This window comes from Collinsella sp. i06-0019-1H4 (assembly GCF_042849575.1).
Classification (GTDB): domain Bacteria; phylum Actinomycetota; class Coriobacteriia; order Coriobacteriales; family Coriobacteriaceae; genus Collinsella.
Genome location: NZ_BAABYB010000001.1, coordinates 321,810 through 343,833 on the forward strand (window position 1 = coordinate 321,810; position 22,024 = coordinate 343,833).

General features: G+C 59.1%; 17 protein-coding genes. 14 read left to right on the forward strand and 3 right to left on the reverse strand.

Translation table 11 applies throughout. The annotated features are described in order from the left end of the window. Positions 1-8 precede the first annotated feature (8 nt). The 8 genes from ACGHEN_RS01315 to ACGHEN_RS01350 all read left to right on the forward strand — a co-directional run bounded on the left by ACGHEN_RS01315 (position 9) and on the right by ACGHEN_RS01350 (position 12,356). A complete protein-coding gene (locus ACGHEN_RS01315) occupies positions 9-1,364 on the forward strand; it encodes a DNA recombination protein RmuC (RefSeq protein ID WP_390396711.1) in 1,356 nt (451 codons plus the stop codon). 125 nt (positions 1,365-1,489) lie between these two features. Continuing rightward, positions 1,490-3,292, forward strand: a complete 1,803-nt coding sequence (locus ACGHEN_RS01320) for an ABC transporter ATP-binding protein (RefSeq protein ID WP_390396714.1) — start codon at positions 1,490-1,492, stop codon at positions 3,290-3,292. A gap of 63 nt (positions 3,293-3,355) precedes the next feature. Then, entirely contained in the window at positions 3,356-4,021 is a 666-nt protein-coding gene (gene nth / locus ACGHEN_RS01325; RefSeq protein WP_390396717.1) for an endonuclease III, read from the forward strand. 328 nt (positions 4,022-4,349) lie between these two features. Further along, entirely contained in the window at positions 4,350-5,816 is a 1,467-nt protein-coding gene (locus ACGHEN_RS01330) for a hypothetical protein (protein ID WP_390396720.1), read from the forward strand. A gap of 222 nt (positions 5,817-6,038) precedes the next feature. After that, a complete protein-coding gene (gene mfd, locus ACGHEN_RS01335) occupies positions 6,039-9,671 on the forward strand; it encodes a transcription-repair coupling factor (RefSeq protein WP_390396723.1) in 3,633 nt (1,210 codons plus the stop codon). An 82-nt stretch (positions 9,672-9,753) separates the two neighbouring features. Continuing rightward, a complete protein-coding gene (locus ACGHEN_RS01340; RefSeq protein ID WP_390396726.1) occupies positions 9,754-10,617 on the forward strand; it encodes a phosphatase PAP2 family protein in 864 nt (287 codons plus the stop codon). A 45-nt stretch (positions 10,618-10,662) separates the two neighbouring features. Continuing rightward, entirely contained in the window at positions 10,663-11,688 is a 1,026-nt protein-coding gene (locus ACGHEN_RS01345) for a threonine aldolase family protein (RefSeq protein ID WP_390396729.1), read from the forward strand. A 77-nt stretch (positions 11,689-11,765) separates the two neighbouring features. After that, positions 11,766-12,356: a GNAT family N-acetyltransferase gene (locus ACGHEN_RS01350; RefSeq protein ID WP_390396731.1), complete on the forward strand. Its 591-nt coding sequence runs from the start codon at positions 11,766-11,768 to the stop codon at positions 12,354-12,356. A 176-nt stretch (positions 12,357-12,532) separates the two neighbouring features. Here ACGHEN_RS01350 and ACGHEN_RS01355 read toward each other — a convergent pair whose 3' ends face one another. After that, on the reverse strand, positions 12,533-13,255 hold the full coding sequence (locus ACGHEN_RS01355; protein WP_390396734.1) for a GntR family transcriptional regulator: 723 nt from the start codon (positions 13,253-13,255) through the stop codon (positions 12,533-12,535). A gap of 374 nt (positions 13,256-13,629) precedes the next feature. On the opposite strand from ACGHEN_RS01355, the gene ACGHEN_RS01360 reads away from it, so the two are divergent. Both ACGHEN_RS01360 and ACGHEN_RS01365 read left to right on the forward strand, forming a co-directional pair. Then, on the forward strand, positions 13,630-14,427 hold the full coding sequence (locus ACGHEN_RS01360) for a PTS mannose/fructose/sorbose/N-acetylgalactosamine transporter subunit IIC (protein ID WP_390396737.1): 798 nt from the start codon (positions 13,630-13,632) through the stop codon (positions 14,425-14,427). A 20-nt stretch (positions 14,428-14,447) separates the two neighbouring features. Beyond that, on the forward strand, positions 14,448-15,329 hold the full coding sequence (locus ACGHEN_RS01365; protein ID WP_390396739.1) for a PTS system mannose/fructose/sorbose family transporter subunit IID: 882 nt from the start codon (positions 14,448-14,450) through the stop codon (positions 15,327-15,329). A 1,212-nt stretch (positions 15,330-16,541) separates the two neighbouring features. On the opposite strand, the gene ACGHEN_RS01370 is transcribed toward ACGHEN_RS01365, so the two are convergent. Beyond that, entirely contained in the window at positions 16,542-17,411 is an 870-nt protein-coding gene (locus ACGHEN_RS01370; RefSeq protein WP_390396742.1) for a sugar phosphate isomerase/epimerase family protein, read from the reverse strand. A gap of 196 nt (positions 17,412-17,607) precedes the next feature. Between ACGHEN_RS01370 and ACGHEN_RS01375 the strand changes: the two genes are divergently transcribed. The 4 genes from ACGHEN_RS01375 (at position 17,608) to ACGHEN_RS01390 (ending at position 20,487) form a co-directional block, all read left to right on the forward strand. Beyond that, positions 17,608-18,033, forward strand: a complete 426-nt coding sequence (locus ACGHEN_RS01375; protein ID WP_390396745.1) for a PTS sugar transporter subunit IIA — start codon at positions 17,608-17,610, stop codon at positions 18,031-18,033. After that, complete coding sequence (locus tag ACGHEN_RS01380; RefSeq protein ID WP_118385297.1) at positions 18,030-18,497, forward strand: PTS sugar transporter subunit IIB; 468 nt, start codon at positions 18,030-18,032, stop codon at positions 18,495-18,497. The genes ACGHEN_RS01375 and ACGHEN_RS01380 overlap by 4 nt, the downstream gene beginning before the upstream one ends. A gap of 291 nt (positions 18,498-18,788) precedes the next feature. Next, positions 18,789-19,772, forward strand: coding sequence for an SIS domain-containing protein (locus ACGHEN_RS01385; RefSeq protein WP_233502903.1), 984 nt, complete (start codon positions 18,789-18,791; stop codon positions 19,770-19,772). A gap of 85 nt (positions 19,773-19,857) precedes the next feature. Next, entirely contained in the window at positions 19,858-20,487 is a 630-nt protein-coding gene (locus ACGHEN_RS01390; protein WP_390396749.1) for an HAD family hydrolase, read from the forward strand. Between the two features lie 171 nt (positions 20,488-20,658). Here ACGHEN_RS01390 and ACGHEN_RS01395 read toward each other — a convergent pair whose 3' ends face one another. Then, positions 20,659-21,897 carry an IS110 family transposase gene (locus ACGHEN_RS01395; RefSeq protein WP_373094348.1) on the reverse strand — a complete coding sequence of 413 codons (1,239 nt, stop codon included), beginning with the start codon at positions 21,895-21,897 and terminating at the stop codon, positions 20,659-20,661. Between the last annotated feature and the right edge of the window lie 127 nt (positions 21,898-22,024).

Below are 22,024 nucleotides of genomic sequence, written 5' to 3' on the forward strand. Positions count from 1 at the left end.
CGGAGTCTATGTCTGCTATTGATATTGCGCTTGTTGTGATTGCCTTGGTGTCGGTGGGAGTTGCTGTGGTTTGCGCCCTGCAGCTTAAAGGCCTTCGTGCCGAGTTGCGAGAGCGTGGCGGCAACGACGCGGAGACGCTCGCGGCGCTCGAGCAGGCCAACAGCACGCTCGATGCCCTCAACGTCGCGCTGGCAGAAACCCGCCGCACGGCAAACGCCATAGCGCAGCAGCAGACGACCGACGCCGCCGTGGAGCAGCAACGCTACTTGACCATTGCGCGCGAGTTCTCACAGGCCGGCGACCGTATGGATGACCTGCGCCGTGAGACGGCCCAACAGCTTGGCGCCAACCGCGAGGGTATCGAGCACCGCCTGGACAAGGTGCGCGAGACGGTCGATGCCCAGCTGGGCGCCATCCGCAAGGACAACAACGTTCAGCTCGACCAGATGCGCGCGACGGTGGACGAGAAGCTTTCCCGTACGCTCAACGATCGTCTGTCCGCATCGTTTAAGCAGGTGAGTGATCAGCTCGAGGCCGTGTACAAGGGCCTGGGCGACATGCAATCTATCGCCACCGGCGTGGGCGACCTTAAGCGCGTGCTGGGCAATGTGAAGGCGCGCGGCATTTTGGGCGAGGTGCAGCTGGGCGCGATCCTGGCGGACATCCTTACGCCCGACCAGTATCTGGAAAACGTTGCCACCAAGCCTGGTGCCTCGGAGCGTGTTGAGTTTGCCGTCAAGCTGCCGGTAGACGAGGGCGATCCCGTGCTGCTGCCGATTGACTCCAAATTCCCGGGCGACGCGTACGAGCATCTGCTCGACGCCCAGGAGTCGGGCGACGCGGAGGCTGTCGCCGCTGCGCGCAAGACGCTCGATGCGATGGTCAAACGCGAGGCAAAGGACATCTGCGAGAAGTACCTGAGCGTGCCCGCGACGACCAACTTTGGCATTCTGTTCGTGCCGTTTGAGGGCCTGTACGCCGAGGTCGTCAGTCGCCCCGGGCTTATCGAGATCCTGGGCCGCGACTATCACGTCAACGTTGCCGGCCCCAGCACCATGGCGGCCATCCTCAACAGCCTGCAGATGAGCTACCAGACGTTTAGGCTGCAAAAGCGCACCGATGACGTGCTGCGCGTGCTTTCCGCCGTCAAGGCCGAGCTGCCGCGCTATCAGGCGGCGCTGCGCCGCGCCCAGCAGCAGATCGAGACCGCGGGCAAAACGGTCGAGGGCATCATCACCACGCGCACCAACGTTATGGAGCGCAAGCTCAAGGACATCGACGCCCTGGAGGATGCCGACGAGGCCGACGCGATCTTGGGGCTCACATCCGCGGGCCTGCCCGCAGACCAAGAAGACAAGGACTAGCCGTGCCTGACGGCGGGGCGTCTGCGCAAGCGCGGAGCGCGGGCGCTTTTCGTGTCGTACGTGCCTGAAGCGCGCTTTAGTGTGCAACAATGGCGTTTCGCCCTATCAGACGCGAAAGGAAGCCTATGTCTCAGAAAAGCACCAGTCCGCTCAAACGCTCCACCGTGCGCCGCACGTTGCAGCGTTTTTGGGATGTCACGCGCACGCAGCCGCTGATCGTCTTTCTCTCGGTATTCTCGTCGGCGGGCTATATCTATTTGCTTACGTTTGCCAACACCTACGTGATGGCGCTTATCGTCGACCGCGTCCAGGCCGGCCCCGTGGCAGGCGACCAGGTGTTTGAGGTCTTTAGCCCCTATATTCTGGCGCTCGTGCTCGTTAACCTGGTAGGCCAGATCCTCTCCAAGCTGCAGGACTACACCGTCTACAAGCTCGAGATTGCGGGCAACTATCACCTGGCGCGCTTGTGCTTCGACACGCTCTCCAATCAATCCATGACATTCCACACCAGTCGATTTGGCGGATCGCTTGTGAGCCAGACGAGCCGTTTTATGAGCGGCTACACGGGCCTGGTGGACGTGACGGTGTATTCGCTCATCCCCACTATCACCTCGGTTGTCTGCACGGTGGCGGCGCTCGCCCCGGTGGTGCCCGCATTTACCGTGATCCTGGTGGGCATCATGGTCGTCTACATCGCGTTTGTCTGGCTTATGTACAAGCGCATCATGCCGCTTTCGGCCGCGACGTCCGCCGCGCAGAACAAGCTGTCGGGCGTGCTGTCAGACGCGGTCACGAACATCCTGGCCGTCAAGACCTGCGGGCGCGAGGACTTTGAGCGCGACCTATTCGATACCGCCGACCGTGCCGCGCGCGATGCCGAAACGGTATCGATGCACGCCATGATGCAACGCAACTTTACGACCTCGGGCCTTATCGTCATTACCATGGCCGTGGTGAGCGTGTTCGCCGCGGGCGGCAACGCGTGGTTTGGCATTTCGGCCGGCGCGCTCGTCATGATCTTTACCTACACGTACAACCTCACTATGCGTCTGAACTACGTGAGCTCCATGATGCAGCGCATCAACCGCGCGCTGGGCGACGCCGCCGAGATGACGCGCGTGCTGGACGAGCCGCGTCTGGTGGCAGACGACGCGAATGCCCCCGAGCTCAAGGTGCGCGAGGGCGCGATTGATTTTGAGCACTTGAGCTTTGCATACCGTGACGCCGCGTCGGGCGAGAACGTGTTCGACGACCTGACGCTCCATGTGGCGGCGGGCCAGCGCGTGGGCCTGGTGGGCAAATCGGGCTCGGGCAAGACGACGCTCACCAAGCTGTTGCTTCGCCTGGACGACGTGCAGGGCGGCCGCGTGCTCGTGGACGGCCAGGATGTCTCGCGCTGCACGCAGCAGAGCCTGCGCCGCCAGGTTGCCTACGTGCCGCAGGAGGCGCTGCTGTTCCACCGCTCCATTCGCGAGAATATCGCCTACGGACGCCCCGACGCCACCGACGAGCAGATTCGCGAGGCGGCTCGCTTGGCTAATGCGACCGAGTTTATCGACCGCCTGCCCCGTGGCTTTGACACCATGGTGGGCGAGCGCGGCGTTAAGCTTTCGGGCGGCCAACGCCAGCGCGTGGCCATTGCCCGCGCCATCCTCACCGACGCGCCGATTCTGGTGCTCGACGAGGCGACGTCTGCCTTGGACAGTGAGTCCGAGGCGCTGGTGCAGGAAGCGCTCGAGAACCTGATGCGCGGCCGCACCTCCATTGTGGTGGCGCATCGCCTGTCCACCGTGGCGGCGCTCGACCGCATCGTGGTGCTGGCGGACGGCGAGATTGTCGAGGACGGTACGCATGCGCAGCTCGTCGAGGCGGGCGGCGAATATGCAAGCCTGTGGAGCCGCCAGACCGGCGCATTTTTGGAGGCTTAAGGTCCCCGTACGTGGGACAATCGTTTTTGTGAAGTTATGTTTCTGCCGATCCGAGGAGTCGTTATGCCACGCGAGACCAATGCCGCCAAACGCGAGCGCGCCGTTGAGGTGTGCGAGCGCCTTAGCCGTCGCTATGGCCCGGTCGAGTGCTTTTTGGACCACGAGAATCCCTTTAGGCTACTTATCTCGGTACTGCTCTCGGCTCAGACGACCGACGCGCAGGTCAATAAGGTGACGCCCCAACTATTTGCCCAGTGGCCCACGTCCGAGGCCATGGCCGGGGCAAGTGTGACCGACGTGGCCGAGACCATCAAGTCGCTCGGCTTTTATAAGAGCAAGGCCAAGCACGCCGTGGAGGCCGCGCAGATGATCGTTGCCGATTACGGCGGCGAGGTACCGGCCGACATGAAGGAGCTCGTCAAGCTGCCGGGTGTGGGACGCAAGACGGCGAACATCGTGCTCAACGTGGGGTTTGGCATTGTCGAGGGCATCGCGGTCGATACGCACGTCAACCGCATCGCGCACCGCCTGATGCTGAGCCCCAAGACGCATGCCAAAGAGCCGCTCAAGACCGAGCAAGATCTGCTCAAGATTCTGCCGCACGAGTATTGGGGATCGGTCAACCACCAGTGGATCACCTTTGGCCGCGAGATCTGCGACGCCCGCAAACCCAAGTGCGATGAGTGCCCGCTGGCGGATTTATGCCCCAGCGTGCGTGTGATGGAGTAGGGGTCCGGCGCATTTTGTCGGCACCCGAGGACGGCGACTAATGTTGCGCAGCACATGTGGGTCGCGAGGGCTCAATATGATGGCGACAGATGCCGTTTGTTGTGAGGGGGTGCCCGAATATGTCTTGCACCAAGTGTGGCTCCGAGATGCCCGACGGAACCGATTTTTACACGAACTGCGGGGCTGGGCATGCGTTTGAGCAGGAGTATATGTTGCTTCCTGCCGCCTCATGCAAAAATGTGTTGCTAATTTAGAAGCCTATTCAAGCGCGCCGAAGTCGTGGCGTGCTGGCGTAGCATGAACAAAAAATCAAGCAATGGAGGGCAACGTGGCAACATTGAAGACGCGAGAGCTTGAAGATTATTTTGAGCGCATTGTGCGCACGCGCGAAGGTGACCTACCTGGTCGTCGCAAAGGCGACGAATACTTGTCTCAAACCCATGTACTCTACCACGGAGATCCTGCGCCCTGGGCTTTAACGCCAAAGATATTCGATAAGGATATGACGGCGCTTCTTAAGGAGGCGGCCGAGCGTATGTACGGCATTATGGACAAGGTGACGCGGGCGTTTTGTTCTGATGCCTCCGTGCGTGCGTGGTTTCGTATGGATCCGGCTTTTGCTGACCTGTGCGCTATGGATGCCGGCTATGATTGCCAGATTCCCCTTGCGCGCGTTGATATCTTTCTTGACGAGGACGCCGGTTCGTATACGTTTTGCGAGCTCAATACCGACGGCAGTGCTGGGATGGTAGTGACCGATGCGGTCTGCCAGGCAGTGCAAATGACGCCTTCCTTTGAGGAGTTTGCATCCGACCACCCCGGCTTTTGGCAGTACGATTTATGCGGCAGCTGGATAGATGCATTGTTTGACACCTATGCAGAGTGGGAGCTGGCCCAGCCTCGTCGCACCGAGGATAGTGCACGATCGGACGACGGAGTCTGTGTTGACGAGGGGCTCTATGCACCGCAATCAAAGATATATCCCGCTTCGGTGGCAATCGTCGACTATTCGGAGAGCATCGACTTGGAAGATGCGGCTCATTTTGTCGACCTTATGAGGCAGCGGGGTGTAGTCGCGCGCTTTGCGGATGTGCGCGACCTGCGGATTGGCAAAGGCGAGAGCGGTGCTAGGCGCCTATGCGATGCTGCTGGTCCTATTGATTGCGTTTGGCGGCGCGCGGTGACCGGCGAGCTGTGGGATAAGCCGTGCGACGGACGCTCGGCCTTAATCGAGGCTGCCCAAGAAGGGCTTGCATGCATCGTCGGTGGTTTTAGAACGTGGCCGTGTGCGACTAAGACCGTATTTGCGTTTTTGTGGTCTCGAGCCGGGCAGTCCTTGTTGAGCCCTGAGGAGCAGTCGTTTGTGCGGGAGCATGTGCCCTATACCGAGATTTTGGACGAAAGCACCCAGTTGTCGAGATTTGCCGAAAAGGATCGATGGATTGTCAAGCCGTGCGGCGGCTACAACGCTGTTGGCGTTGTCGCCGGTTTGGATGTCACGGAACGGGAATGGTCCCAGGTGCTTGCTCGCGCTGCGGCAGCTGGGGCGATTGTGCAGGAGTATGCTCAGCAGTATCAGACTCCCTGCTTGCGCGGAACGCTTGTCGATGGGCCGCATCGAGGAGAGGCGCCCAAAGGACTTGTGGATGATCTTGGTTTTGCGCCCGCTTCTAATATGGAAGGCCTGTACCTGTATCGCGGCCGTTTTGCGGGCGTGTACACACGCGTCGGTTTTGCCAACACCATAGGTGAGTGGACGAGCCGCCTGAACGTTGCGAGCTTTTTTGAGGAATAGCCGTTTCTTGGGGCACCTTCCGTGGTTGCGGCGTTCGACGTGACGGGGAGATTTTGGCGAGGCCGATGAGTTCAGTACTATCTGGCGTTTTTGTTGCGGGGCTGGGCGTACGCCTGAGCTGGAGTCCTCTCCATGCGCTACCATGACAACAATGAACTTTGACGCACGACCCGCCGAGCTTGCCCCGGCGGGCTTTTGGCGTTGCAATGCCGGAGGAACAGCATGCTCATTCACCGTATAGCCGCGCAGCTCTACACTGCCGAGGCCTTGCAGACCGTCGAGGCCGGACTCGATGCCGGCGAGGACGTGACGCTGGCCGTGTCGCAGTCGGGCCGCACGCTTATGGCCGCCGCCCAGTTTGCGCGCCGTCCGCGCCCCACGGTCTATATCGTAAGTGGCGAGGACGCGGCCGATCGCGCCGCGCGCAGCCTTGCCGCCTACGTGGGCCTGGCACACGTGTGCCGTTTTCCCGAGCGCAAGGACTATCCGTGGCGCGAGCAGGCGCCCGACGATGCCGTGGTTGCCCAGCGCTGCGAGGCCCTGGGACGCATCGTGCGCGGTGACAACTGCATCATGGTCGCCTCGGCCCGCGCGCTGTTGCGCTGTGTGCCACCAGTCGAGAGCCGCTACTGGGAGTCCACGACCTTTGCGGTGGGCGAGGAGATTCCTTTTGACGAGGTGCCGCAGCGCCTGGTGGGCATGGGTTACACCAATGCCGGCGCCGCCGACGCGCCCGGCCTGTTCCGCGTGCACGGTGACACCGTCGAGGTGTTCCCGGCACAGGAAAAAGCGCCCGTGCGCATCGAGTTCTTTGGCGACGAGATCGACCGCATCCGCCGCATGGTGGGTTCCACGGGCCAGACCATCGGCAACGAGGACAGCATCGAGATCTTCCCGTGCCGCGAGTTGGCGCTTACCGACGAGGCCGTCCACAACATGCATGTGGCGCTCTATCGCGCCAGCCAGGACGACAGCAAGTTGGCGGCGCTGCTCGAGATGGTGGATGCGCGCATCGTCACGCCCGAACTCGACCGCTTTTTGCCGGTGATGTACGGCCAGACCGTGAGCCCGCTGGCGCATGTTGGCGGCCGTGCACTTGTGGTCCTGTCCGAGCCGCGCTCGCTGTTCGACGATTGCCTGCGTGCCTACGAGGATATCGAGGCGCGTGCCGTCGAGGCGGGGATTGACCGACTGGATGGCCTGTATGTACGTGCCCAGCAGCTCGATTTTGGTGCTCAGCAGCGCATGAACTATGTGAGCCTGATTCGTGCCGGTGGCGCGGTGACGGCAGAGCTCAAGATTGAGCAGCCGGCCATCGCGGGCTCGGACAATCGCTTTATGACGCGCATCCAGGAGGTCGTGGGCAAGCGCTATGCCTGCGTGTTTGCCATCCCCGACCGCGGTGCGCGCGAGTCGATGGAGCTCACCTTTGGTGACGAGGGCATTACCTTTGAGGAGTCGCTGACGGCCGCGCCCGAAAACGCCGGCGTCATCGGCGACCGTGTGCGCGTGGCGGAAGCGGATTCCGCCGACCGTGCTGTCCGCCAGGAGGCCCATGCTGCAATTCGCGAGCGCCGCGCCGACGCACTCAACGCCCGCTCGCTCGAGGCGGGTGCCGCCCAGGCTGCCGCCGGTGCCGCCGTGCCCACCATCTCGCGCGGACGCGTGACCTTTGTGGATGCCGCCCTGCCGCAGGGCGTGGTGGTGCCCGATGCCAACCTGGCCGTATTCTCGATTGCCGACCTCAACGCCCGCATGGACGCCAACCGCGCGCGCAGTCGCCGCAAGGTGGACATTACGCAGATCACGTTCCCGTTTAAGCCGGGCGACTACGTGGTGCACGCAACGCATGGTATCGCGCTCTTTAGCGAGATCGCGCGCCAGGAAGTGGGCGGCAAGGAGCGCGACTACTTTTTGCTGGAATATGCCGATGGCGACAAGCTCTACGTGCCGTTGGAACAGGTTGACCGCATCACGCGATACGTTGGCCCCGACGGCGACAAGCCGCGCCTGACCAGACTCAACACCGCCGACTGGACGCGTGCCACCAACAAGGCGCGCAAGAACGCTAAAAAGCTGGCGTTTGACCTGGTCGACCTGTATACGCGCCGCTCCTCGATTGCCGGTATCGCCTGCCCGCCCGACACGCCCGAGCAGATTGAGATGGAGGAGAGCTTCCCCTACGACGAGACGCGCGACCAGCTGGAGGCTATTGCCGACATTAAGGCGGACATGGAGGCACCCAAGCCCATGGACCGCCTGCTGTGCGGCGACGTGGGCTTTGGCAAGACCGAGGTCGCCCTGCGCGCAGCGTTTAAGTGCGTGGACTCCGGCCGCCAGGTCATGGTACTCTGCCCCACGACCATTCTGGCCCAACAGCACTACGAGACATTTTTTGAGCGCTTTGCACCGTTTGGCCTGGAGGTCGAGGTGCTCAGCCGCTTCCGTACCCCGGCGCAGCAAAAGCGCGCGCTCAAGGCGTTTGCCGAGGGCACGATCGATGTGCTCATCGGCACGCACCGCCTGCTTTCGGCCGATGTGAACCCCAAGAACCTGGGCCTGGTGATCATCGACGAGGAGCAGCGCTTTGGCGTGCAGCACAAGGAGCAGCTCAAGAACCTGCGTGAGCAGATTGACGTGCTCACGCTTTCGGCAACGCCCATTCCGCGAACTATGCAGATGGCCACGAGCGGCGTGCGCGACATGAGCCTGATCACCACGCCGCCGACCGGGCGCCGCCCCGTGATCGTGCACGTGGGGGAGTACGACCCCGACGTGGTGAGCGCGGCGATTCGCCTGGAGGTGGGTCGCGGCGGCCAGGTGTACTACGTGTCCAACCGCGTCAAGACCATCGACGATGCCGTGGCGCGCGTGCACGAGGCCGCGCCCGAGGCGCGCGTGGGCGTGGCGCACGGCAAGATGAGCCCGCGCGAGGTCGAGGACGTGATGATCGAGTTCGCGACCAAAAAGATCGATGTGCTCATCGCCACGACCATCGTGGAGAGCGGCATCGACAACGCGACCGCCAACACGCTCATCATCGAGGACTCGCAGCGCCTGGGTCTGGCACAGCTCTACCAGCTCAAGGGCCGTGTGGGTCGCTCGGCCACGCAGGCATACGCGTACTTTATGTTCCCGGGTGAGCTGCCTCTCACCGAGGAGGCCACGGCGCGTCTGACCGCACTTTCCGAGTTCCAGGACCTGGGCAGCGGCATGCGCATCGCCATGCGCGACCTGGAGATCCGCGGCGCCGGTTCGCTTATGGGCGCTGAGCAGCACGGCAACCTGTCGAGCGTGGGCTTCGACCTGTTTACGCAGATGCTGGGACAGGCCGTGGCCGAGGCGCGCGGCGACGACGATGCCGGCGTGGAGGCGGCGAGCGTGGGCATTAACCTGCCGGCCGATTACTTCTTGTCCGAGGAGTACCTGCCGGCGGTGGACCAGCGCGTGCTCGTGTACCGCAAGCTCGCGGCGGCCGAGGACCTGGAGAGCATCGACGAGGTGCAGGAAGAGACCGAGGCCGCGCATGGCGAGCTGCCGTTGGCGGGACTCAATCTGTTCAACCGCGCGCGTATCCGTATCCGCGGCGAGCGCTTGGGGCTCGAGAGCGTCACGCTCAGCGGCGGACGCATCACTTTTTTGGGTGTCGACGTGCCCAAGAAGGTGGCCTTTGAGCTCAAGACCCGCTACGGTGCGGTGAACTTCCCCAAGAGCCGCAAGCTGTCGGTGCCCTACAAGGCGGGCGCCGGTGCGGGCAGCGGCCTGGGTCGCGGTCTCGATGCCAACGACGGCACCGGCCCCGTGGCCGCGGCGCTCATGCTGCTGCAGCAGCTGGGCGTCAGCGACGACGAATAGCAGGTAAGTGGCGTGGTGGGACATGGTTGTCTTTGCCCCGCCGCGTTGCAGGTTGAAAGCTTCGTCCCATCGAAAGGGAGCTATGTTCGGGTACATCTACAAGAAAGATGCTGCCGCCATCGCGGTTGTCCTGTGCCTTTGTCTGGGCGTGGGCAGCTTCTTCGATTACCAGATCTCGAGCGCGCTGTTCAACATCGCCAGCATGTACGGCCGCTTTATCGAGGCCGCCGGCGAGCTGCCGTTTGAGCTGACGGCGAGCGTCGCAGGCGTTATGCTCGTACGCGCGGTGCGTCCCGACTCCAGGGGGAGCAAATGGCTCGCCGTGCTGGGCGTTCTGGTCAACGTGGGCCTGGTCGGCTACGAGATCGTTTCGTCCCTGCGGGTTGGCGGCAAACTCATCGTGGTTCAGTTGGTGCTGACGTTTGTGCTGGTCATCGCGGCCAACCTTATCGTCTATCGCCTCACGCGCACGACCGAGCCCGACGAGCTCGCGCGCTGGGCGTTGATGGTACTTGCCGTGTGGGTCGTTCAGGCCATTATCCTCAACGTGATCGTCAAGCCGTTGTGGTCGCGCCCGCGCATGCGTGTGATCGAGGTGACGCAGGGACTCGAGTTTCAGCCATGGTGGGTGATCGGCAACCCCGACAAGTGGAGCTATATTGCGGCCGGCGTAATCAAGGACGGCTTTAAGTCGTTCGCGAGCGGACATACGGCGCACGCGGCGATCGGCCTTATGCTCGCCGGGCTTCCCGCGGCGGCCTTTAAGGAAAAACCGTCGCGCCGCCGCGTGGTCTTTTGGACGGCGGCTGTGGTCGCGGCGCTCGTCGCCTTTGGCCGTATCGTGATCGGGGCGCATTTTTTGAGTGACGTGAGCTGCGGCTTTGCTCTGGTACTGGCACTTGAGTGCCTTGCCGCGCGTATTGCCTATCCCAACGGCGTACAATAGCTCCGTTTGAATCATCGGGCCCGTGCCCGGTAAGAGAGGATTGCCATGCTCGCGTTTAACAACGATTATTCCCACGGCGCACACCCGGCGGTGCTGCAGGCGCTCGTCGACACCAATATGGAGCCGCAGCCCGGCTACGGTACCGATGCACATACCGAGCGTGCCAAGCAACTTATTCGCGAGGCCTGCCAGGCCCCCGATGCCGACGTGTTTTTTCTGGTGGGCGGCACGCAGGCCAACGCGACGGTGATCGACATGCTGCTCGCGCCGTACGAGGGCGTCGTTGCTGCTGAGACTGGCCACGTTGCCTGCCACGAGGCTGGTGCCATCGAGTTTGGCGGCCACAAGGTGCTCACCATCCCCGGCTACGAGGGCAAGATGCACGCCGAGGACCTCGAGAACTATATCCAGGTGTTCTACGAAAACGAGAGCTACGAGCACACGGTGTTCCCGGGCGCCGTGTACGTGAGTCTATCGACCGAGTACGGCACGCTCTACTCCAAGGCCGAGCTCGCGGCGATTCATGCGGTATGCCAGAAGCGCGAGATTCCGCTGTTTGTGGACGGTGCTCGCCTGGCCTATGCGCTGGCGGCCGATGAGTGCGACATTACCCTGCCCGAGCTGGCGCAGCTGTGCGACGTGTTCTACATCGGCGGCACCAAGTGTGGCGCGCTTTGCGGCGAGGCCGTGGTGTTTTGTGGCATGCACGCTCCGGCGCATCCCATTCCGCGCATTAAGCAGCACGGCGCGCTGTTGGCCAAGGGTCGCCTAACGGGCGTCCAGTTTGAGGCGCTCTTTACCGATGGCCTGTATTTTGAGATTGGCCGCCAGGCGATTGAGACCGCTCAGGCGCTGCGTCGCGTGCTGCACGAGCGCGGCTACCAGTTCTTTTTGGAGACGCCCACAAACCAGCAGTTCGTGATTCTGCCCAACGAGGACATGGCCCGCATTCGCGAGCATGCGGCGATCGAATACTGGGAAAAGTACGACGAGACCCACACGGTGGTGCGCTTTTGCACCAGCTGGGCCACGACGCAGGAGGATATCGACGCGCTGGCGGCTGTCCTGTAGCCTGATGTAATGACGAGAGGCCGCCTTGCGCTGGGTTTGGCGCAAGGCGGCCTTTGTTTTTGAGGGGGAGGGGCTGTATGCCCGAGATGTCCGAGCCGACGATTCGCCTGGCGACGCCCGATGATGCGCCGGCGTTGCTTGCCATCTATGAGCCGTATGTGCGCCAGACGGCGATTACCTGCGAATACGAGGTGCCGAGCGTTGAGGAGTTCGCCGGGCGCATCGAGCGTACGCTCAAGCGCTATCCGTATTTGGTGATGGAATTGGACGGGCGTCCGGTAGGCTATGCCTATGTGAGTCCGCTTAACAGCCGCGAGGCATACGACTGGTCGGTCGAGACATCGATCTACCTGGCGCGCGATGTGCGCCACGGCGGGCTGGGCCGCAAGCTGCACGATGCGCTCAAGCAATGCCTGATCGCGATGGGCATCACCAACATGTGCGCGCTCATCGCCGTGCCGCACGATAAGGACGACGAGTACCTGACACACAACAGCCAGGATTTCCATGCCCATATGGGGTATCGCCTGGTGGGCGCCTTCGACCGCTGCGCCCAAAAGTTCGGCCGCTGGTACGACATGTGTTGGATGGAGTTGGTCCTGGCCGCGCGCACACCCAACCAACCCAAGCCAACCTGGTTCCCCGACCTCCCCAAACCTACCATTTAGGGACAGGTTTATTTTGGCAGGTTTTATCTGGGCAAACGTTAAGGGCCGCCGCGAAGGATACGAAAACCTTCGCGGCGGCATTTGTTTTGGGTGTGTATGACCAAGGCGATTGACCTGCGGATATAACAAAACCCCAGATAAAACCTACCAAAATAAACCTGTCCCTTTTTGGCAGGTTAACCGATTGGCTCGGTGTATTTGGCGCGGTCGGTGCGCTGGATGCGCTTGGAGATGTGCAGCGGGCGGCCGTCGGTGTCGTAGACGTAGTCAGTGATTAGGATCAGCGCCTGTCCGCGCTCCACATTGAGCAAAAACGCCTCGTTTTGCGAGGCATAGCACACCTCGAAGGTCTTGTGCCCCTGCGCCGGCGCGCGATGGAACTCCTGGCGCAGCGTGGCGTAGAGCGATCCGTTGATATCGCGATCGATGAGCGCCTCAAAGCTTGGCGGCAAATAGGTGGTCTCCAGGCACAGCGGCGCATCGTCCAGATAACGCAGGCGGACAAGTTTGACGAGCTTGCTGCCCACGGCGGCATCAAAAAACCTGGCCGCATTGCCCACAGCCTTGGTAAAGCCTGAGTCCACCGTGCGCGTGGTGGGCTTCATACCCTGTCCCTGGATCTGCGCCGTATAGCTCGAAAACACCAGGTTGTTCTCGTGTAGCGCCGGCGTGTCGGCCACAAAGGCGCCGCGCCCGCGCTCGGTTCGAACCAGACCCTCATCAACGAGCACCTTAAGGGCATGGCGCACGGTGCTGCGAGACAGCCCCGATTCGTCCATGAGTTCCATCTCGGACGGCAGCTTGTCCTCGCGTGCGTAGGTGCCAGAGGCGATGCGGTCGCGCAGCATGCCCGCCAAGCGCTCGTATTGGGCCAGTTTCCTCTTGACCGAAATACTCATACGGCTAACCTGTATCCTACTTTTATACCTAATCAATCACGCATGTATCTTATATATCCATAAAACTGCTGGTAATGAGCCGGTGAAGGGCACGTACCTTTTTCCTTTCACCAAGATTGAGTTGAGCAATATAGCGCATGTGGATATTAGTCAACTCGTAATTAGTTTAGTTCTATAAGTTTTACTAATTAGCCACCTATTGACCGTTCGCCTCTAAAAATCTACCGTTTGTCCGGGTAAATTGGATAATTAGTGTATACAACATATAAGACGTATATGATGACTTATATCAGACGGGTACAAGATCCGGACTTGTATGCTGTCCTTCGCAACGTAGGATGTTGTGATTAGGAATAGTTGGAAAGGAGACGGTAATGAATCAGCTTTATGCAGCAGTAGCCGTTGGCCTCGTGGGTGTCATTTGCATCATGGACTCACGCATGTTGGGTCGATTGAGCCTTGAACGACCTCTTATTGGCGCGACTATGGTCGGTATCGTATTGGGAGATATTCCTACCGGTTTGGCGGCTGGCGCAACGCTGGAACTGATGAGCATTGGCCTGATTAATGTCGGTGCTGCAATGATTCCCGATATGAATATGGGATCAATTGTTGCTACGGCGTTTTGCATTCTGACGGGCGCTGGCCCAGAGGCTGCATTGACTATTGCGGTTCCCGTAGCTGCCTTTGGTCAGGCAATTGGTCTTGCGGTACGTATGGTGCTCGCGGCGTTTTCCCATAAAACGGACGTTCTCATTGACCAGGGAAAGTTCAAGCAGGCACTTCATCTGCACATTATTTGGGGAAACGTCCTGTATGCGCTGATGTATTTCGTCCCCATTTTCTTGGCGATCTATGTGGGAACTGATTTCGTACAGGCTATTGTGGGCATGATTCCCGGTTGGGTGACTAGTGGCCTCGGCCTTGCTGGAAATGTTCTTACGGCGCTCGGTATGGCTCTGCTGCTTAATATTATGCTCACGAAGAAGATGGCTCTGTTCTTCTTCGTTGGATTCTTTGCTGCCGCTTTCCTCAGTATTAATGTGACTGCAGTTGCTATCTTCGCAGTTCTGCTCGCACTTATACTCTCGGACATCAAGTTTCATGATGGCGGAAGCCAGCTCGCGGCGCAGTCGGCAGATGATTACGATCCGCTTGAGGACGACGACTAGGTATCGAGGAGGTCATTAAAATGGTGGAGCAGACTGTTGGAGCTCAGGCATCCGAAACTACTGAGCTTAAAAGCCTTGAACCGCAAAGCGTTTCTGAGAATAAACGACTTTGGCAATTCTTTTGGCGAACATGGGCGATTCAGGCTTCGTGGAATTACGAGGGCCAAATGAATCTGGGCTTCCTGTATTCAATCGCCCCTACTCTTGATCGAATCTATGCGGATGAATCGGATCCCGAGATTCTGCAGCGAAAGAAAGACGCTTATCATCGCCACACCGCTCTTTATAACATTACGCAGCAGCTTAATAGCTTTGTGCTTGGACTTGCTGCGTCCATGGAGGAAGAGTATGCGCGCGATCCGAAGAACTTTAACCCTGAAGTTATCAACAGCTTAAAGGTTTCGCTCATGGGTCCGCTTTCGGGCATCGGTGATTCATTGCTCGAGGGAACCCTTCGAATTATTTCCTTTGGTCTGGGTGCGTCTCTTGCCGCTCAGGGTTCAATTCTCGGTCCAATTTTGGCTCTTTTGATTTCAGGCATTCCTAAAGCCCTCATTACCTGGTTCGGCGGAAAGTTCGGATATACGCTCGGCGCTGATTATGTCAAGCAGCTACAGGGTGGCGGCATGATGGAGCGTGTCATGTATATGGCGAGCGTAGTCGGTTTGATGACCGTGGGCGCAATGATTGCCACCATGGTTGGGATTACGACTCCTCTGCAATTTCAGGACGGTGCCGTAGTGATTCAGGATGTCTTGGACGGCATTTTCCCGGCAATGATTCCTCTGGCAATTACCATGCTGTTCTACTGGCTTCTTAAAAAGAAGGCAAGTCTGACAGTTCTCCTTCTCGGTGGCATCGCAGCGAGCCTTATCGCTAGCTTCTTGGGCGTGCTCGCTTAGACCTTGCTTTAAGAGGGATCAGAATAATATGTTTTAATTAGGGGTATCGACCGTGTCGGTGCCCCTAATATCGTCTAAAGTGATTCCGGATTGATGCCTTGTTGGCACTGTTTATAGAAAGTCGTTTTCAGTGGCGTGATGACAAATCAACCTAATACTCATCGCTGCGCTGATCGTCTTCGACTAATGGGCATCCAGGCTTTAGTCAAGAGAACCGGGCTTATAGGACAAAATGTGTGTCCGCATTGGGGGTATCGGCGCAGGTCGATGCCCCTTTTTCAGCCGTTTAAATTTCGAGTCCGTTTTTAACCATTCGGACAGAATATGTGTCCGGTTGCCTATCGTTCCCGCGGGTCGATGACCTTTTCCGGAATCGTTAAGCCCTTTCGGAAGAGGTGCCCATGCAGGCCGTTTACCGGATCGCTCGCCCTTTTTGGAAAAGGTGGATGCAGAGATCTGAATATGGGGGGTACGTGCGGGCTCCGGGCATGTCTGCCCCTTGTGTCTGCGATTGTTCCTGCGCGGGTGTTTAGAACTGTCCGCGAGCAAATATGGGGTAGATTGGTTTGCGTGAGATTGTCGAGGCATTTTCCTTATTAAAACGTTAGAAGACTGCTGTCAGCGGTCGCTGAAGTGTGGCGTTTGGGTGCGATGAGGTGTCTGAGCGAATTCTTAGCCCTTGCTCCACGGCCTATAGTGCATCCCGGTTGCCGTTAAACGGTTCGATACTTGTCTTTGTTGCCATTGGATTGTCAAGCGATGCGGAGGCGAGGGATTCCCATATTGGGTAACGGACTAAGGCATGGGAGGCTTTTGAGCTGAAGCGAGTACGCTGGTCGTTGCGGAACGCGATTGACTAATCTTTGTGGGCCTTGCGTTGCAGCGACTGGGGCGAGCTCGAGGTGATGGAGAGGTGCGGATGGTGGTTGAAATCGGGAACACGGTCGGATTTCTATCCAAAGCCGGCAAATAGGGTTAAGTCTGCATGAACTATCAGCCGTATTCCAGGCGCTTGGATGTCGGATTGACTTGCTTCGAATCGGGCGTTGCTCCAACTATTTCGGTAACAAACCTGCTCTGGCTAGTCTCCATCTGTTACGTTAACTCCTCCTTGCATGCCTCTTTGAGGTCTGCTAGAACGGCAACGTCTTTTCAAAGAAAATGGGCATCAGCTGACGCTGATGCCCATTTTCAAAGCTGTTTGTTATCAAATTATCGTGAGCCAGCCGCCCCTATGCCCTCAATGCTGCGGTAGGCCTCTAAATAGGCAGACATCGAGCGCGCGTCTGCTGCCATTGGATTCGTGAGTGTTTCTGAATCCGTGCATTCAACGCTTAGAACTCCTGTGTAGCCGTTGCGCTCAAAGGTCATAATATCTTCCGCGATATTTCGATTGCCATCACCGAGTGCGAGATGAAGCGAACGTTCTCCTGTGTCAACATAATGCGAATGAATCAAATTGGCGCCAAATGCGTCGAAATATCCCTGTATGGTATCTCCGGCGCTGACCATTGCACCGATATCTAGGCATACCTTAAGGGCCGTTTCATCAACCATCTCAAGTAACAACTCGAGGTCCTTAACAGTATTGGCAATTCGCGATTCCGGTGCTCGAAGTGCTTCAATGGCAAGATTTATGCCTTGTGACTCTGCATAGTGCGCAACTTTCTTGAGCATAGATGCACTTCGCTCTCGTGCTTGCTCTACCGGTTCATCGTAATATGCCCAACCGCTGGTAACTAATACCTGGCTTGCTCCAAGCGTTTTTGCAACATCGATCGCACGGGTAAAGTATGCAAGGGTGCGATTTTGAATTGACTCATCCTTTGCGGCCATATTGTGCGGCTTGGGGTTGCATTGTTCGGGGCAGATGCCGTGAACACGTACACCGAATTTATCCATTAATGCTAAAACGCGTTCCGTTGGATCGTTTTGCTGGTAATCCATAAAAAAATGCTGCGGGGATGTCCACAGCTCAACGCACGGATAACCCAGCTTGGATGCGTTTTCAAAAAAAACGTCCAAGTCATAAAACATGTAATGATGGTTCATGGTGGCAAGTTCGATACGTCGTCCGGTCATCAGTTCTCCTTTCAGATAAAATGGTATGGAACGTCACAGACGTTATATATAATTATAGCCAAGGAGGTGCCACGTGCCAGTTTGCTTGTCTGTTCGCCGTGAACGGTAGCAAATAGCCGGCAAACGGAAAGAAATATATTATCTGGACATACACGTATATAACGTCTATGATGTAGACAACCGATAGGAGGTAATGATGAATCAGATAATTCTTGCATCGCATGGTGGGCTTGCCGCTGGAGCCCGCGATACACTTGAAATGATTATCGGAGATGTATCACGTGTCCATGTCATTTCATTGAAAAGAGATGATAAGGACCAAATTGACGAGCGCACAATTGCCTTAATCGATTCCTTTGATGCGTCCGATAAGGTTTACATTTTGACGGATATGATGGGCAGCAGCGTAAATAACTCAATGGTATCTGTCTTGTCAAAGAGGGCTTCAGTAAGTGTGATCGCCGGGATGAACTTCCCTCTGATTCTCGAGATAGCATTGTCGAGCGATCCGCTTCCGCAATCGCGGCTTGATGAAATAATTGCTCAGAGCAGGGCGGGTATTCAGGATGTAGCTGCCCTTTTGGCTCAGAAGGTACAGGAAGATGAGGAGGACGACCTATGATTAAGCTTGTTCGTTTGGATTACCGCTTGGTTCATGGACAGGTTCTGGCAGCATGGGTAAATCAAATCAGCGCACAACGAATAATTGTCGTTGACGACGCTGCGGCCAATGACGAGATGAGGTCTGCTGCATTAAAGTTGGCAAAACCTGCGGGGATCAGGCTCAATATCTTTACAACGGAAAAAACCATTGCAAAGATGCCTAAGATTCTTGAGCTAAAAGAAAACATCATGATGGTATTCGGTACAACTAGGGCCTTAGTTGATGTTTGCAGTGCGACTGGTGCAATTACTGAAGTGCAGTACGGCGCGACCTTTAACAAAGAAGGTTCGAAGCAGATTGACCAAAGCGTTTTCCTGGACGATTCGGAAATCAACGATACGCGCGAGCTGCTTGGGATGGGGATTAAGCTCTACAGCCAGCAGACTCCGTCATTCCCGAAGGATCCAATTACGTCTGTCTAGTGGTTGCTGAGTAGCGCAACACCCGACGCGAATGATGGATAAATTCGTGATCGCCATCGTGGGCGGCATCGCCCTCTCCGCGGCCGGCATCCTGGCCTAGTCGCGACCCAGCGCTTCCCCCGGGGGCCTGCCTGGCATCCCATACCCCAGGCAGGCTTCCATCCCTAACATGTGACAAAGGGATAGTCCCTTTGTCACATCCTCAACGGGCCGGCGACTCGGTCCTAACTACGGTAACCCTGCGAGCGTCCGGCAATGTGACGCCGCAACAAATCGAAAGGAATGTGTCAGATGTACGAGATCGACCTTAACCTCCCTAAGCAGATCGTCGCTGACGTCCTGTCCAACCACGAGATCCACAGCGTCGCTTTCGTCGGCTGCGGTGCTTCCATGTCCGACCTTTACCCCGCCAAGTACTTCCTGGCCAACAACACGGACAAGCTGAACGTTCAGATCTTCACCGCTAACGAGTTCAACTACGACACGCCTTCCTGGGTCAACGAGCACACCTTCGTGATCACCTGCTCCCTCGGTGGCTCCACGCCCGAGACCGTCGAGGCCAACAAGACCGCCAAGAAGCACAACTGCCCGGTCGTCTCCCTCACCAACAAGGCTGGCTCCGCTCTGACCGTCGACGCCGACCACGTCATCGTTCACGGCTTCCACGCCAACTACGCTGCCAAGTGCGAGAAGCCCGGCTACGCCATCGCTCTTGCTGTCGAGATCCTTCAGCAGACCGAGGGCTATGACCACTACGAGGACATGATCACCGGTCTCACCAACGTCTTCGAGCTCTGCGAGAACGCCGCTCAGTCCGCCAAGGGTCTTGCCAAGCAGTTCGCCCAGGACTTCAAGGACGACGAGATGATCTACTTCATGGCCTCCGGTGCCTCCGAGAAGATGGCTTATTCTCACGCCGCCTTCCTGTTCACCGAGATGCAGTGGATCGACGCCGCCGCCTACAACACCGGCGAGTACTTCCACGGCCCGTTCGAGGTTTCCACCGAGGGTAAGCCCTACGTCTTCTTCATGTCCGATGGTGCCACCCGTCCGATGGACGCCCGCGCCCTCACCTTCCTTAAGCGCATGGGCGCCAAGGTCGCTCTGATCGACTCCAAGGACTACGGTCTGGCCGACGCCGTGCCGGCAAGCGTCGTCACCTACTTCAACCCGCTGCTGCACCTCGCCGTTATGCGCGAGTACGGCAACCAGATCGCCGAGGCCCGTCAGCACCCGCTGACCATGCGTCGCTACATGTGGAAGCTTTCCTACTAATCACAAGTAAGTAGACCTTACAGGTTGATTGAGAGGGGATGGGGTTTGTGCCCCATCCCCTTTTTGCTATTGATGGGAGATACGTATGATTAAAGCAGTGCTGTTTGATATGGACGGCGTGTTAGCCGATACCGAACGGTTCTACAATCGTCGACGCGTGGCGTATATGGAGGAGAAGGGATTCCACTTTGATGAGATTCCTGATCTTTCGGGGTCTAATGAACCGGCGATCTGGGAAGCACTAGTTCCCGGCAATCTCACGTTACGTGAGGAATTGCTCGCGGAATATAAAAAAAGATATTGTCCCGCTCATCCTATTCCGTATGCCGAGCTGCTCAACGAGCAAACGGAGCCGGTGATGCGCGAGCTGCACGAGCGCGGCGTGAAGTGCGCCATTGCGAGCTCGTCCTACCGTGAGCTCATCGACGAGCTGGTGGAGATTGCCGGCATAGCCGACGTGCTGGACTACACCATCAGCGGCCACGAGTGCAGTGCGTTTAAGCCCGATCCCGAGATTTACCTGCGCGCCATGGAGGCATTGGGTGTCGATCCGGCCGAGTGTCTGGTTATCGAGGACTCGCCTTTGGGTATCGAGGCCGGCAAGCGCTCCGGCGCCCGCGTCCTGGCACTGCGTCCGCACGAGGGCGTCAACCTGGATCAGTCCGCCGCCGACACCATCATCGACAATCTCGCCGACATTTTGACTGCTTTGTAGCGTCAATTCGCCGCGAGAAGCACGGATTCACACGTCTTTTGCGGTGGATTGGCTCATTTTGGCTTTGATTGGATCCGTTCGGCTTCGGCTCGGACTAAGTGAGTAGACTTTTTGGCGCAGGCCAAGCACAAAGCGTATCTGCCTTAGTAAAACCGACGCTCCTATAAGTTGTCAAGAGGCAGTTTGCGGGAGCGTTCTCTCCAATTCGCACAGGAGCTCGTAATACCTCCTCTCCAGTTTCGTCGACCGCCGTTTCCCCCGTTCCAAGTGCCCGAGTGTGGCTGCGGACAGGCCGAGCTCCGCGGCGGCTTTCTTCTGAGTCACCCGCATCGCCTTGCGCATCTTCGCGAGCTCGGGGCCTTCCGGCGCGGCGCCGTCGGGGTTCGGGTCCATGAGCACGTGGTACACCTCCCGCGCTATGTAGCGCTTCAGGCAGCGGACCGCCTCCCGCCGGGACTTCCCCTCGGAGGTCCGCCTCGCCACGTACCTCCTCGTCCTCTCGTCGTACGCCATGCGCTTGATCGCGATCTCGTAGAGCGCCCAGTTCGCCTGCCGGTTGCCGCCGCGGTTGAGCCTGTGCCGGTCCGTCTTCCCGCTCGACGCGGGGATCGGCGAGGCGCCGCACATCATCGAGAACGCCGCCTCGCCCTTCAGCCTGCCGGGGTTGTCGCCGGCGGCCACGACCAGGGCGGCGGCGGTCGTGGTGCCGCAGCCCTCGACGCCGAGCAGCGCGGGCGCGTTCGCCTCCAGCAGCGCGCGGATGCGCTCGTCGAGGGACTCGACCTGGCTGCGGGCCTCCTTCCAGACCGCCGCGACGGACCGCAGCGAGGCCAGCACGCTCTCCTCGAGCGCGTCGCCCGCCTTCCTCCCGCGCGCGAGCAGCGGCATGAGGTCCTTCGGCCGCTCGCGGCCCCTGAACCGCTCCCTCAGGGCGCTCGGGGCCGTCGTGAGCATCGACTTCGCGCAGGCCACGCAGGACGTGGACGTCGCGACGGCCAGCCTGCGCGCGACGTAGAGCTGGCGCACCGCCTCGACCCAGCCGTCCTGCGACTTCGGCACGGAGCAGCCCCTCCCGGACGCCGCCTTGCGCGCCGCGCGCTCGGCGTCCAGCGGGTCGCTCTTCCCCTCGCCGGGCCTCACCTTGTCCCTCTTGGGCCTGAGCACCTCGACGACGTTGTACCCGAGCTCCACGAGCCTCCTCGTCAGCCCGGCCCCGTACGATGCCGTGCCCTCGACGCCGACGACCATGCAGCTCCCCGGGTCGCCTATCGCCTCCGCCAGCCTGTCGTAGCCCTCGGGGTCGGCCCCGAAGCTCCCGCTCCAGATCTTCCTCCCGAGGCCGTCGAGCAGGCACAGGACATGCACGTCCTTGTGCGTGTCGACGCCCGCGATGACCGTTTCGCCTTCCATTTTCGCTCCCCTCGGTCTGCCGCCTGCTCCGCGCCCGGGTCTCCCAGACATTGCACTGACGGGAGCGCTACAATCCAATTGGCTTGTCCGATTGTCCGCGCTCATGCTCCTATTAGGTCATGGCAGG